Raw genomic sequence first — 13587 nt, forward strand, 5'->3', positions numbered from 1 at the left:
AAAATAAAAACTTCTTTTTGTCTTGTTTTCAGGTGAATTATTCTTCAAACAAGGGTCTGCGCTAGTGCATTGAAGAAGCACTCCCTCGGAAGGCGGCAGAACAATTCCGGGCATGAATGCCCCACTCAATGCCACCGCGATAAGACGGCCCGGCTACCAACTCTCCGACAACATCTGGGCCGAATCCGGCTCGGTTTTCCTGACCGGCACGCAGGCGCTGATCCGCGTGCTCGTGATGCAGGGCCGGCGCGATGCGCAGCGCGGCCTGCACACCCAGGGTTTCATCAGCGGCTATCGCGGCTCCCCGCTGGGCATGGTCGACCAGGCGATCTGGAAGGCCGGCGAGCGCTTCAAGCAGACGGGCATCCGCTTCGTGCCGGCCGTGAATGAGGAGCTCGCTGCCACGCAGGTGCTGGGCACGCAGCGGGTCGAGTCCGACCCCGAGCGCACCGTCGATGGCGTGTTCGCCATGTGGTACGGCAAGGGCCCCGGCGTCGACCGCGCGGGCGATGCGCTCAAGCACGGCAATGCGTATGGCTCTTCGCCGCACGGCGGCGTGCTTGTGGTGGCGGGCGACGACCACGGCTGCGTTTCGTCGTCGATGCCGCACCAGAGCGACCACGCCTTCATGGCGTGGCGCATGCCCATCCTGCAGCCTTCCAGCGTGGCCGAGTACCTGGAGTTCGGGCTGTACGGCTACGAGCTCTCGCGCTATTCGGGCGCGTGGGTCGGCATGGCGGCGCTGTCCGAAGTGGTGGAGAGCGCGGGCACCGTGGACCTGGACGCGATCAATGCCCGCGTCAGCGCATGGGAAGACGCCGATGCGGTGAGCGCCGCCACCGGTCATCATGCGCCGCCGGACGGCCTGCACTACCGCTGGCCCGACCTGCCTTCGCTGCGCATCGAGTCGCGGCTCGAAGACAAGCTCGCGGCCGTCGCCGCATTCACCAGGCGCAACAGCATCGACCGCCACGTGATCGTGAGCGAGCACGCGAAGGTCGGCATCGTCACCTGCGGCAAGGCGCACCACGACCTCATGGAAGTGCTGCGCCGGCTCGAGCTTTCGCCCGAGCAGCTGGCCCGCGCGGGCGTGCGGCTCTACAAGGTGGGCTTGAGCTTTCCGGTGGAGCAGACGCGCATCAAGGCCTTCGCGCAGGGGCTGGAAGAGATCCTCATCGTCGAGGAGAAGGGCGCGGTGGTCGAGACGCAGCTGCGCGACATCTTCTACAACGCGCCGCCCGATGCGCGTCCCGTGCTCGTGGGCAAGCACGACCGCGAAGGCCAGCCGCTGGTGTCGGCGCTGGGCGAGCTGCGGCCCTCGCGGCTCATCGAGCTGGTCGCGCACTGGCTGGCCGTGCACTTCCCCGACAATCACGACCTGGGCGACCACCTGCAGCATGTGCGCGACTTCACGCCGCCCGAGTTGCTGGCCAACGCGAGCGACGCGGTCAAGCGCCTGCCGTACTTCTGCGCCGGCTGCCCGCACAACACCAGCACCAAGGTGCCCGAGGGGTCGACCGCGCGCGCGGGCATCGGCTGTCACTTCATGGCCAACTGGATGGACCGCAGCACCGCGGGTCTCATCCAGATGGGCGGCGAGGGCGTGGACTGGATCTCGCACGCGATGTTCACGAAGACGCCGCACGTCTTCCAGAACCTGGGCGACGGCACCTACTACCACTCCGGCTACCTCGCGATCCGGCAGGCCGTGGCGGCAAAGGCCACGCTCACCTACAAGATCCTCTTCAACGACGCGGTGGCGATGACCGGCGGGCAGCCGGTCGACGGCGTCATCAGCGTGGACGCCATCGCGCGGCAGGTCGAGTCGGAAGGCGTGAGCAAGGTGGTGGTGGTGAGCGACGCCATCGGCAAGTACGACGCCATCAAGGACCGCTTTCCGAACGGCACCGAGTTTCACGACCGCGCCGCGCTCGACGATGTGCAGCGCCGCCTGCGAGAAATGGCGGGCGTGACGGTGCTCATCTACGAACAGACCTGCGCCGCCGAGAAGCGCCGCCGCCGCAAGAAGGGCGAGCTGGCGGATCCGCCGAAGCGCCTCTTCATCAACGAGGCCGTGTGCGAGGGCTGCGGCGACTGCACCGTGCAGAGCAACTGCGTGGCCGTACTGCCGCACGAGACGCCGATGGGCCGCAAGCGCAAGATCGACCAGACCAGCTGCAACAAGGACTACTCCTGCGCCAAGGGCTTCTGCCCCAGCTTCGTGGGCGTCACGGGCGGCAAGCTGCGCCGCAAGAGCGGTGCGCTCGCCTCGGGGCGCGATGCCTTCCTGCACCGCGTGGCCGCGCTGCCGTACCCGGCGGAGCACGCCTGGGCCGCTCCGTATGACCTGCTCGTGACCGGCGTGGGCGGCACCGGCGTGGTGACCGTGGGCGCGGTGATCGCCATGGCCGCGCACCTCGAAGGCAAGGCCGCGAGCGTGCTCGACTTCATGGGCTTCGCGCAGAAGGGCGGCTCGGTGCTGAGCTTCGTGCGCCTGGCCGATTCGCGCGAGCGGCTGCACCAGGTGCGCATCGACACGCAGCAGGCCGACGCCATCCTCGCCTGCGACGTGGTGGTGGGCGCATCGGCCGACGCGCTGCAGACCGTGCGCCACGGACGCACGCGGGTGCTCGCGAACGTGCACGAGATTCCGGTGGCCGAGTCGCTGCGCAACCCCGATGCCGACCTGCATGTCGACCTTCTGCTGGAGAAGATGCGCTTCGTGGCTGGCGACGAGCAGGTCGAGACTTTCGACGCTCAGAGCCTGGCCGAGGAGTTCCTCGGCGACACGCTGGCGGCGAACATCGTCGCGGCCGGCTACGCGTGGCAGCGCGGGCTGGTGCCGCTGAGCCTGGAGGCGCTGATGCATGCGATCGAGCTCAACGGCGTGGCGGTGGCCGCGAACCAGTCGGCCTTTTCGCTGGGGCGGCTCGCGGCCGGCAACCCCGAGGCGCTGGACGCTTTGCGCGCGGCGCCCGCCGATGCGCAGGCTTCTTCCCTCGACGAGCGACCGCTCGACGTGCTGATCGCCGAGGCGCGCCGGCATCTCACGGGCTACCAGAACGCCGCATGGGCGGACCGATTCGAGAAGCGCATCCGCAGCCTGCGCGAGCGCGAGGCTGCACTGCAGGGCGGCGACGCGAGCCTGCCCTTCACGCGCAACGCGGCGCGCAGCCTGCTGAAGCTCATGAGCTACAAGGACGAGTACGAAGTGGCGCGGCTCTACACCGACGGCGCCTTCCTGCAGAAGCTCAACGAGCAGTTCGAAGGCGACCTGAAGCTCGAATTCCACATGGCCCCGCCGGTGCTCTCGCGTGGCGCGCACGGCAAGGCGCCCGCCAAGATCCGCATTGGAAGCTGGATGTTGCCCGCGATGCGCTGGCTGGCGCATGGCAAGCGGCTGCGCGGCACGGCCTTCGACTTCTTCGGACGCACCGCGGAGCGGCGCATGGAGCGCGAGCTGATCTCGCATTTCGATGGCCTGCTCGAAGCGATGGCGGGCGAACTCTCGGCGGGCAACCAGGCGACGGCTGCGCGCATCGCGGCGCTGCCGCTGTCCATTCGCGGCTTCGGCCACGTCAAGCTCGCGAACTTCGAAGCCGCGAAGATGCAGGAGTCCGAGCTGCTGCACCGCTTCGCGCCGGCGCGCTATCCGAAGCCCGAGCGGGCGCCGTCCGCGGGCCAGATCAGGGGAATCGCGATCGTGGCCGGCGCGCGCTGAGCGCCGGGCTCAGCCCACCGCCTTGATGAGCTTGTCGCGCCCCGCTTTCGCGAGCATGGACGCGACGGCGCACGAGGCGAGCCGGGCCGGTTCCGAATCGGCCCGGCTCGTGAGGATCACCGGCACCTTCGTCCCCAGCACGATGCCTGCGGCATAGGCGCCATCGAGGGAGGTCAGGTAGTCTCCAGCGACGCCGCGTCGGCGGGATGCACCACCGCAACTTGCAGGAGGCAGGCCGCGCGCGGTGGCGATCAGGCGGTCGTAGTGAGAGTGAGGGCGGGTTTGGGAGGCGCCATGCGCGCTCGTGGATGGTTGAGCCCACATATTCGGCTGCAACGGTACCAGGTTGATTCTGGAACCAAGCTCCAAATCTTGAGTGCGACTGCGTCCTCCGACTTTCGCCTGTCCGCTTACTTGAGCAACTCGGCAATGTCCTTTCTGTCGCTACTGCTCGTTGCATTCTCATAAGCGGTCTTGCCGCTGGCATCCTTGATGTCCCGCTTTGCGCCCAGTGCCAGCAGCGTCTTGACGCCATCGAGGTTTCGGCCTTCCACTGCCATATGCAACGGCGTCCAGCCCTGAAAGTCTCCCTTGGCGTTGATATTGGCACCTTGCTTTGCGAGTAGGTCGATCAGTTCCGCAGTGCCATCGTAGGCCGCAGTGTGGATGGGATACCAGCCTTCGTCCGTCTTCAGATTTACATTGGCGCCGCAGGCCAGCATCTTCTTCACGAGATCAATTTTCTGGCTGGCCACCGCGCGGGAAAAATTGGTATCGCCACCGATGTCCTTCGCCGACGGCGCAAGCTTCTTGCACTCGGCGGCCGCGGGCTTCTTGAGTGGTTCTGCGGCGAGCGTGTTGCAGGCGGCAATGGTCAGCACGCCGGCAGTGAGTACTCTCACGAATTGCTGTGCGCTGTGTTGGCTTTTGGGGTGTTTCATGGATCCCGTCCTCCTTGATATTGTTTGGATTCGTCGGTGCATCGCAGCAGTTGGCGAATGCCGACCCATGCGAATATAACGAAGAGACTGTCTTGATCGTGCAAAGAATTCGCTCATGGCTCGGTTGCATGGCTTCAACTTCATGCACAGGGCGACCGAGCTTGTGCCGGCCCTGGCCGAGAATTGGTTGAGCGAGTCGCAGGCGTCTTCTTGGCTGCTCCTGGTGCCTTGGAGATCAAAGGGCTCGTCATCTTGTGGATGACGGGCCCTTTCTGCGTTCAGCAATGACTCTGTTCAATGAGTTGTTTGGTTCTCAAAGTGGATGCGTTTGCAAACTTTGATTAACTCCTTTGGTTTTCATATTTCGCGGCCTGAAAAATTGATTTGTGAAAAGTGGCTCGAAGAGAAAAGGAATTCTTCTGAATTCAATCGATTTGTCACAGTCATGTCCGAACATCGCACCTGTTCGGCCCGGAGGCACACGAGACGTATTGCCACAACCGGATTCAATATTTCCGCTGCAATGGCGGCAAAGGCGCCCGGAGGGGGCCACAACCCAGTGAGAGATCGATCATGGCAGTAGACATGTTCATGCGCGTCGAAGGCGCGAACGGCGAATCGAAGGATTCGAACCACAAGGAGTGGACCGACATCAAGTCGTTCGCCTGGGGCGCCACGCAGCCCGGCAACATGGTCAGCGGCGGTGGAGGCGGTGTCGGCAAGGCCAGCTTCAACGACCTGCAGGTGCTGGCGCGCATCGACAAGGCGGCGCCTTCGGTGCTGAAGAACTGCGCGAGCGGCAAGCACCTGGGCAAGGTGGAAGTGTCGGTGTGCAAGGCTGGCGGCTCGCAGATCGAATACACGCGCGTGACGCTCGAAGAGGTGCTGGTCACCTCGGTGCAGTACACGGCCGAGCAGGGCTCCGATGCGGTGTTCGTGCAGTACTCGTTCCAGGCTGCGAAGGTGAAGCAGCAGTACTGGGAGCAGACCGACAAGGGCGGCAAGGGCGCCGAGACGGTGCTGGGCTGGAACATCAAGGAAAACAAGGAAGCCTGATTTCCTTTCACGGCACGCCCTGCGCGTGCTTTTTCGCGTGAGCCGTGAGCGTGTTGCTCCTGCTTCACCGGGCCATAGGGCCGGTTCGCTGTCTTGACTTTCTTGCGTTGATCCGGATTCAGGGGAGAGTGACATGCCAACAGGCGCAGCGCGGGCAATCCGCGTTCTCACCGCTTCTTGTGCCGCGATGCCCATGCTGGGCGGGCAACCCGCACTGGAGCCCATCGCCATCGATGGCGACGAAGGTTTGAGCAAGCTTTTCCGCTACACCCTGACGCTCGGCACGCCCGAGCAGGCCGGCTACAACGAGCGGCAGGCCGCCAACGTGAACGTCAAGGGACTCGTGGGCGAGACGCTCACCGCGCACATCGTGCTCGACGGCCGCCCCGGTTCCGGCGACGGCAAGCGTCACATCTCGGGCCTGGTCACGCGCGTGCGCTTTCTGCGCCTGGAAAACCGCCGCGCACTGTACGAAGCGGTGATCGAGCCCTGGTTCACGCTGGCCACGCGCACGAGCGACTACCGGATATTCCAGAACAAGACCGTGCTCGATATCCTCGGAGAGGTCCTGTTCGACTACGACTTTGCCCATGAGGTGAAGGTCGTCCGCAGCTATCCGGCGCGCGAGTTCCAGGTCCAGTACGGCGAAAGCGACTTCGACTTCGTCGCGCGCCTGTTGCACGAATGGGGCCTGTACTACTTCTTCGAGCACTCCGAAGCTAGTCACAAGCTGGTGATCGTCGACGACATGTCCGCGCATCAGCCGTACGTCGATGCGGGCTACCAGAAAATCCCCTTCTACGGCGCCGACGACACCGTACGCGCCGAGCACTGCGACCGGTTCAACGCCTGCGAAACGCTGCAAAGCGGCCAGTGGGTCACCGACGATTTCGATTTCAAGCGGCCCAGGGCCCGACTTCAGCAGGTGAGCGCAATGCCGCGCAGAACAGCGCAAAGCAACCAGGAGCGCTATGGCTGGCCAGGCGACTACGTCGTCGAGTCCGAGGGTGAGCAGTTGGTGCGCACCCGAATGGAGGAAACCGGCAGCCAGGGCGAGCGCGCCAGCGGCTCTGGAAACCTGCGCGCCGTGGTGCCGGGTTGCCTGATGACGCTGGAGCGGCATCCGCAGAACGAGTCCAACCGCGAATACCTCGTGACACATGCGCACCTGCGGCTGCAGGACATCGGCGATGCCAGTGCGCAGCAGGAGTTCGAGTGCCGGGTCGACTTCGAGGTGATCCCCTCGAGCAAGATCTTTCGCGCGCCCCCACCGGACGTTCCGCGCCCGCGCACCGCGGGCCCGCAGACCGCGATCGTCACGGGCCCGGCCGGGCGCGAAATATGGACCGACGAATACGGCCGGGTGAAGCTGAGCTTTCATTGGAACCGCTACTGCACGAAGGATGAGAACAGCTCCTGCTGGGTGCGAGTGTCGTCGCCCTGGGCCGGCACCAACTTCGGGGGCATCCAGATTCCGCGCATCGGGCAGGAGGTGATCGTCGACTTCGAGAACGGCGATCCCGACCGTCCCATCGTCACCGGCCGTGTCTATAACGCCGACAACATGCCACCCTGGACGCTGCCCGCCAACGCGACGCAAAGCGGCATGCTCACCCGCAGCTCGGAGGGCGCGACCGACGCCAATGCCAACGCGCTGCGCTTCGAGGACAAGAAGGGTGCCGAGCAGGTGTGGCTGCACGCCGAGCGAAACCAGGACGTCGAGGTCGAGAACGACGAGACGCACTGGGTGGGTCGTGACCGCAGCAAGACCATCGATCGCGACGAGACCGTAAAGGTCGGCCATGACCGCACCGAAACCGTGGGTCACGACGAGACCATCACCATCGGCAACAACCGCATGGAGACGATCAAGGCCAACGAGCTGCTGACGGTGCTGCAGAACATGAACCGCTTCGTCGCGCTCACTTCGTCGGAGGAAGTCGGCATCGCCAAGACATCGCTGGTCGGGCTGACCCAGACGGTTGCGGTGGGCAAGAGCAAGAGCGAGACCATCGGCGAGGATTTTTCGCTCGATGTCGGCGAGAGGCTCGTGATCACGGTGGGCAAGAGCCGGCTCGAAATGACGAAGGATGGCCAGGTGACGCTCACCGGCGCCAAGTTCGACTTCCGGGCCACCGGCGCGGTGCGGATCAACGGCAAGGTCATCGACCTCTGCTGAGACCTCGGCCCCCAAGGAAACCAGGACACCGCGATCCATGGCGCTGGACCCCAAGGCCACCGCCTCGTCGGCGTTCCTGTCGGCATCCCCGGGTGGGGCGTTCCCGGGCGGCGCGGCATCGGGCCGTATCGCTCGCCTCGCCGTCGTCATCGGCAAGCCCGCACCCAGGTCGCCCGGGAGCGCCGCACCGCCCGAGGCTGGCCGGGACGCGGGGCAGGCGATCGTGGTTTGCACCGCTCCCGATGTGTGCAAGACGCCCATCGGCTCGTCGACGCCACCCATCCCGTACCAGATCATCGGCAAGCTCGGCGACGACTCCAACACTTCGCAGGACGTGTTCCTCACGGGTCTCAAGGCCTTCAGGTTCGACAGCGTCGTCACGCGCGTGAAGGGCGACGAGGCGGGCTCGGCCACGGGCATCAAGTCGGGCACTGTCGGCGACATCGCGGAGCCGAAGACTGCGTCCACGGTCGTCCGGGTCAATGGCCAGTGGCTGGTACGCGATGGCGACACCTTCTGGATGAACCGGCGCAACACCGTCGGAGAGCTGAATTACAAGAAGGACCGCGGCACGTATTGGTCGCCCGACGACGGCAGCGCCATCGACGACAGCGAGGCCGAGGCGCTTATCGCGCAAGCGCGTGCCGATGGCGCCGTCATCGAGTACTACGAGACCGACCAGGAGAAGACCGGCAAGGCACGCCTCATCCCCGCGACGGGCATGGCCGACTATGCGAGCCTGGTTCGCACGGCGATGGGCGAAAAGCCCATCCTGCTCGCACAGGCCCAACTGCAGCAGATGCCCAATGCCACGGTCAGCGACGTACGCCCCGGCATGATCCCGCAGTCCCGGCCGGCTCCAACGCCAAGCTTCCAGCCCGGCCCGGCGGCCAACGACAACATCTTCCGGCCGCCCGCTGGCATGCCCCGGCCCGCAGGAAGCACCGGAATGGCCGGCAAGGCCGCGGGCGTCGCGGGAAAGATGCTCTTCGTGCTCTGGATAGTGCAGGGTGCGCCGATGCCCGGCGAGAACCTCATCCTCGGCAAGTCCGGAGCCAGGCAAGTTCTGGAAGGCATCAACCCGCAGACGCCGCAGGAACAGGCCATCTACGACCAGGCCCTGAATCATCTTGCCGAATACAAGGCCGGCGTCTACGACTCGTGGTGGCCCACGGGTGCCGACAAGTTCGACGCGGAGGTGCGCAAGGCCGTCGAAGACCAGATCGCCCAGGAGCGTACACGCGCGCAGCAACAGCAACAGCAGGCACAGGCTTCGCATACTCAGGCCGCGGCCAATCCCGACCCAAAGGCCGGCGTGCGCGTCGAGGGCAAGCCCGACCCCTGCAATCCGGGCGCGCACGGCAAGAACGACTGCCCGCCGGGACAGGATTCCCATCACATCATCGCGGACTACATCCTGCGGCTCGGAACCCGCAAGGCTCCCGGCCCGCGCGTGCCAGGCGCGCCTTCGCTGGACGAGGGCCCGGCGATCTGCCTCTCCGAGGACGAGCACCGCGACGTACACCGGCTGATGGACAACGCGATCCGCACGGCGGGGGGCGCCACCGGCACCGTGCCCTTCGAGAAGGTCAAGCAGATCGCCTACGACGCACTCGGCAAGGCCAAGCCCGACTGCAAGGGCAAATTCGAGGCCGCAACCGACGAGTTCTTCAAGAAGATCTCGAACGACGCACTGGTGCGAGCCTACAAATCCGCCTCGAAGGTCGTGAAGGCGGCTGCGCGAGATGCCCTCAAGGCCTCGGGCTGGCCGATCGAATAGAGTGAAGCGAAGCACCCTTACAACCCACGCCGCACGGACATCATCACCCACATGGAACAGTTTCCGCTTCCTCCCTCCACGCCTCAGTTGCGCATCGAAACAGGTGTCGCAGCGAGTCGCCAGTTCCTGATCGTCTCGTGCTCGAAGCTCGAGGAGCGCTTCGACGGCTTTGCGCGTCTTTGCCTCTTCACGCCTGACAAGCCCGTGCAGTGGCGCTACTTCGATCTGCCGCTGAACGTCAGCGCCGCTGCGCTGCAAAGTGCAGGCGATCCCGATGGCGCGGCGCAGGCCTTCGTCTTTGCCGCCGAGGACGGAGACATCGTCCGGTTGCCGCTCGGCAAGCCGCCGGTGATGGAGCGCATCGTCGGCGCAGGCCTCTGGGACGACGACTCCGAGGGCTGGGGCTACATGAATGCGGTGCGCCAGGTCGGTGCCCGCCTCTACGCCTGCGGCGATGGCGGTCAGGTCTATCGCCGAGAAAGCGAGAGTGGGGTTGAAAGCGAAGGCAACTGGGTGCACGTCGACGACGGCCTGCTGCAGCCCGCTGACGGCGAGCACAACCTGATGCTGAACGCGATCGATGGGCCTGGCGAGGACTCGATCTATCTCGCCGGATGGGACTCGGACCGCAACGCCGGCCTGCTGTTCCACCGCGGGGCCGATGGCGCCTGGACGCGGATTTCGATCGAAGCCGCGAAGCTCACCGGACTGTGCGTGGAAGGCCCCGATGCAGTCTGGGCTTGCGGCTATGGCGGTGTGCTGCTGCGAGGCAGCCGTGCGGCCGGTTTCACCGACGTCTCGGCGCTCGACGACACCCGCAACTACAGCGGCGTGGCGATCTACGGCGGCAAGGTCTACCTCGCCACCTCCGAGGGGCTGTTCGTGCGCGAGGGCGACGCAATCATGCCGGTGGATACCGGCCTCTTGCCGGCGCACGTCGACGGCCACGTGCTGCAGGCGGTCGATGGCGTGCTCTGGTCGATCGGCTACCGGGACATCGTGCGCTTCGACGGCGCTCGTTGGGAGCGCATCTTGTTCCCGGGCAACCCGCCCATCGCCTGAGGCGGGCTGCCCATGCCTTTGTGGAAGAGCGATGTGGAATGGGTGGCCGAGGCAGCCCAGCGCATCGGCTGCCATGGCCTCGGCGACTGGCTGCCTGGTTTTTCCGAATGGGCGGAGCTCACGCCAGCGGCGTGCCCGCCGTCGGAGCCTTCGTGTGTCCCGGCGCACTACGCCAGCCTGTCGCGCGGCCTTCGCATGCGGCTGCGCAGTGCCTACGCAACCCCGGCCCTCGACCCGGAGCATTGGGTGTTGCACGAACTCGAGATCGATGCCGCAAGGCTGCCGCTGCCCTTCGGCCTCGATGCCGGGCGAGAGACTCCGCAGGGCGCGCGAAGAAAGCTGTCGGCGGACACGGCCTTCGGCCGCAGCGCCGATCTGCGTGCAGGCAGGCGCCGCATCATTCACTTCCTGGCCGACGGTCGCGTGGTGGGCGTGGACTTCAAGGTCCCGATGCTGGGAATCGAATCCGTGCTCCTGCAGCGCGTGGTGGCCATGCCCGATTTCCGGACCATGAGGGAGGAGGCGAGGTGACGTCCTTCGATACGGGCCCGGCACGACCTGCCATCTTCCTGCCGGCGAGCAAGGCGCCTGCTTCCGATGCTGTCGGCAAAGTACCTGCGCTGCATATCGACGCCCGCGGCACTCGCTGCCCGACGCCGCTGCTGCGTCTGCGCAAGGCCCTGCGGCACTGTGAACCGGGGCAGGTGCTCGAACTCGCAGCCGACGACCCTGCCGCCTTCACCGAGATTCCACGTGCGCTCGCCGAGTTGCCGGCGCAACTGTTCGCTACGCGTGACGAGGGTGCGTACTGGGTCTTCATGGTTCTGCGGTATCGATGAGGACGCGACCGCCCGTACCCCGCTTCTCGACCCCTCACGACGCTCCGATCCAGCCCGACATGGCTCCTCACCTCGAGAACCGCACTCCTTTCAATGCCCTGGCTTTCTCGCAGTTCCACCGCGACGGCACCGACATGGCCGTACTCGCGGTGCGCGGCAGCTTTCATCTCGTGCCAGGTGCGCCGCTGGTGCTTGCACCTCGACAGCACGAACTCGAGTTCGCAGACCGCTACGAGGGCGATCCCGCCCATGGCTTGCTGGTGCGGACCTGCGACATCGTGCCCTTCAGGCCGGCGGCCGATCTCACCATCCTTGGCGCGAGCTGGGCGCCGCAGGGCGTGGAGGCCTGTTCGTGGCTGACCGGGGTGCGACTGGGCAGACTCGAGAAAGTCCTGCGGGTGCACGGCCCGAGAGTCTGGCAGTGCACCGCGAGGCAAAAGGACGACGACACGCACGCGGCGTCCGGAGGAACGAAGGATTGGGCGCTCTCGCCCGCCCGGCCGGTGAAAGCCGTGGCGCTCGACTGGCGCGGAGCTTTCGGGGGAGCAATACCGGGCACGGGCGACGGGCAGGCGCCCGTCGATGTCCATCGCCACAACCCCATCGGATGCGGCATCGTCGACGCGGAGCACAGTCCGGAGGATGCCGACATTCCCGCGCCTTGCATTGAAGACCCGGCCGACCCGGTTCTCGACTGGCGCCGCCACGACTACGTGCCGCAAGGCTTCGCCCCTTTGCCGCCGGTATGGCGGCCGCGCCAGCAGTTCACAGGCACCTTCGACGACGCGTGGCTGGAAGCCAAGCATCCCCTGCTGCCCGACGACTTCGACTACCGCTTCTACCAGTACGCCGCGCCTGGCCTCATCCATGAGGAGCGCCTGAACGGCGATGAAGAGCTGCAGCTCCTTCACATGCATCCCGCCCACTCTCACATCCAGGTCTGGCTGCCGGGCCTGCGCTTGTCTGCCGCCGCACATTGGACAGATGGAGAAGCCGCCGCGCTGGAGATGACCCTCGACGGTGTTCACGTCGACATGAATTCCGACCCGGCGTCGGTCTACCTTACGTGGCGCTGCTGGCTTCCCAAGCGATCCGGCATCCAGTTGATGGAACTGCGGATCGAGAATCCGTCCAGGTTGCTGGAGACTGGGAGCCGCTATGTGGGGAGCGAGCGCGTGACGGGAGCGCCGTATCCGTCGTAGTCGCTCGGTCGGCACCTGTAGTTCTTTTTATGCATGTCGTTCGGCACTGTCGGGGTGAAGATGCCTCGCCTAGGATGCAAACGTAGTTTCCAGCACGCGATGCAGCTCGAATGCGTTGTGTCCTGGAGATGGCCCGGCTTCGCTGTGTCACCAGCGCTGGCGCCATCAGTTCGTGATTCGCTGCCGTCCTTCCGCAAAAGAAGGGCGGCTGGTTCCTGGTGCCCCCGTTCGGGCACGCAATTTCGAGGGAGTTGATCTCATGGCAGTAGACATGTTCATGCGCGTCGAAGGCGCGAACGGCGAATCGAAGGATTCGAACCACAAGGAGTGGACGGACATCAAGTCGTTCGCCTGGGGCGCCACGCAGCCCGGCAACATGGTCAGCGGTGGTGGCGGCGGTGTCGGCAAGGCCAGCTTCAACGACCTGCAGGTGCTGGCGCGCATCGACAAGGCGGCGCCTTCGGTGCTGAAGAACTGCGCGAGCGGCAAGCACCTGGGCAAGGTGGAAGTGTCGGTGTGCAAGGCCGGCGGCTCGCAGATCGAGTACACGCGCGTCACGCTCGAAGAGGTGCTGGTCACCTCGGTGCAGTACACGGCCGAGCAGGGCTCGGACGCGGTGTTCGTGCAGTACTCGTTCCAGGCCGCGAAGGTGAAGCAGCAGTACTGGGAGCAGACCGACAAGGGCGGCAAGGGCGCCGAGACGGTGCTGGGCTGGAACATCAAGGAAAACAAGGAGGCCTGAACTCCCTTTGCCCGGCGCGGCGTGCCACTCGCGCGGCCCGCGCCGGGTTCATTGACCAGGGAGCT

General features: G+C 65.6%; 10 protein-coding genes and 1 pseudogene. 9 read left to right on the top strand and 2 right to left on the bottom strand.

All coding sequences use genetic code 11. The annotated features are described in order from the left end of the window. Positions 1 to 112 precede the first annotated feature (112 nt). Entirely contained in the window at positions 113 to 3721 is a 3609-nt protein-coding gene (locus EJP67_RS29210; RefSeq protein ID WP_126025231.1) for an indolepyruvate ferredoxin oxidoreductase family protein, read from the top strand. A 9-nt stretch (positions 3722 to 3730) separates the two neighbouring features. Here the strand turns inward: EJP67_RS29210 and EJP67_RS29215 are convergent. Together EJP67_RS29215 and EJP67_RS29220 are read right to left on the bottom strand one after the other, a co-directional pair. Continuing rightward, positions 3731 to 3898, bottom strand: a pseudogene (locus EJP67_RS29215) (phosphate acetyltransferase); the annotation flags it as partial. 233 nt (positions 3899 to 4131) lie between these two features. Beyond that, a complete protein-coding gene (locus tag EJP67_RS29220; RefSeq protein WP_126025232.1) occupies positions 4132 to 4662 on the bottom strand; it encodes an ankyrin repeat domain-containing protein in 531 nt (176 codons plus the stop codon). A 573-nt stretch (positions 4663 to 5235) separates the two neighbouring features. Between EJP67_RS29220 and EJP67_RS29225 the strand changes: the two genes are divergently transcribed. The 8 genes from EJP67_RS29225 to EJP67_RS29255 all read left to right on the top strand — a co-directional run bounded on the left by EJP67_RS29225 (position 5236) and on the right by EJP67_RS29255 (position 13522). After that, entirely contained in the window at positions 5236 to 5718 is a 483-nt protein-coding gene (locus EJP67_RS29225) for an Hcp family type VI secretion system effector (RefSeq protein ID WP_019658228.1), read from the top strand. 187 nt (positions 5719 to 5905) lie between these two features. After that, positions 5906 to 7897, top strand: coding sequence for a type VI secretion system Vgr family protein (locus EJP67_RS29230; protein ID WP_240650820.1), 1992 nt, complete (start codon positions 5906 to 5908; stop codon positions 7895 to 7897). 37 nt (positions 7898 to 7934) lie between these two features. Continuing rightward, entirely contained in the window at positions 7935 to 9677 is a 1743-nt protein-coding gene (locus EJP67_RS29235; RefSeq protein ID WP_126025234.1) for a DUF4150 domain-containing protein, read from the top strand. Between the two features lie 51 nt (positions 9678 to 9728). Beyond that, positions 9729 to 10739, top strand: coding sequence for a hypothetical protein (locus EJP67_RS29240; protein ID WP_126025235.1), 1011 nt, complete (start codon positions 9729 to 9731; stop codon positions 10737 to 10739). 12 nt (positions 10740 to 10751) lie between these two features. Next, positions 10752 to 11270, top strand: a complete 519-nt coding sequence (locus EJP67_RS33740) for a hypothetical protein (RefSeq protein ID WP_165909734.1) — start codon at positions 10752 to 10754, stop codon at positions 11268 to 11270. Then, positions 11267 to 11578, top strand: coding sequence for a sulfurtransferase TusA family protein (locus EJP67_RS33745; protein WP_165909735.1), 312 nt, complete (start codon positions 11267 to 11269; stop codon positions 11576 to 11578). The genes EJP67_RS33740 and EJP67_RS33745 overlap by 4 nt, the downstream gene beginning before the upstream one ends. Positions 11579 to 11637: 59 nt before the next feature. Continuing rightward, positions 11638 to 12780: a DUF2169 family type VI secretion system accessory protein gene (locus EJP67_RS29250; RefSeq protein WP_165909736.1), complete on the top strand. Its 1143-nt coding sequence runs from the start codon at positions 11638 to 11640 to the stop codon at positions 12778 to 12780. A gap of 259 nt (positions 12781 to 13039) precedes the next feature. Then, on the top strand, positions 13040 to 13522 hold the full coding sequence (locus tag EJP67_RS29255) for an Hcp family type VI secretion system effector (RefSeq protein WP_019658228.1): 483 nt from the start codon (positions 13040 to 13042) through the stop codon (positions 13520 to 13522). Positions 13523 to 13587 lie beyond the last annotated feature (65 nt).

It is taken from the genome of Variovorax guangxiensis, assembly GCF_003952165.1.
In the GTDB taxonomy this organism is placed as follows: Bacteria; Pseudomonadota; Gammaproteobacteria; order Burkholderiales; family Burkholderiaceae_C; genus Variovorax; species Variovorax guangxiensis.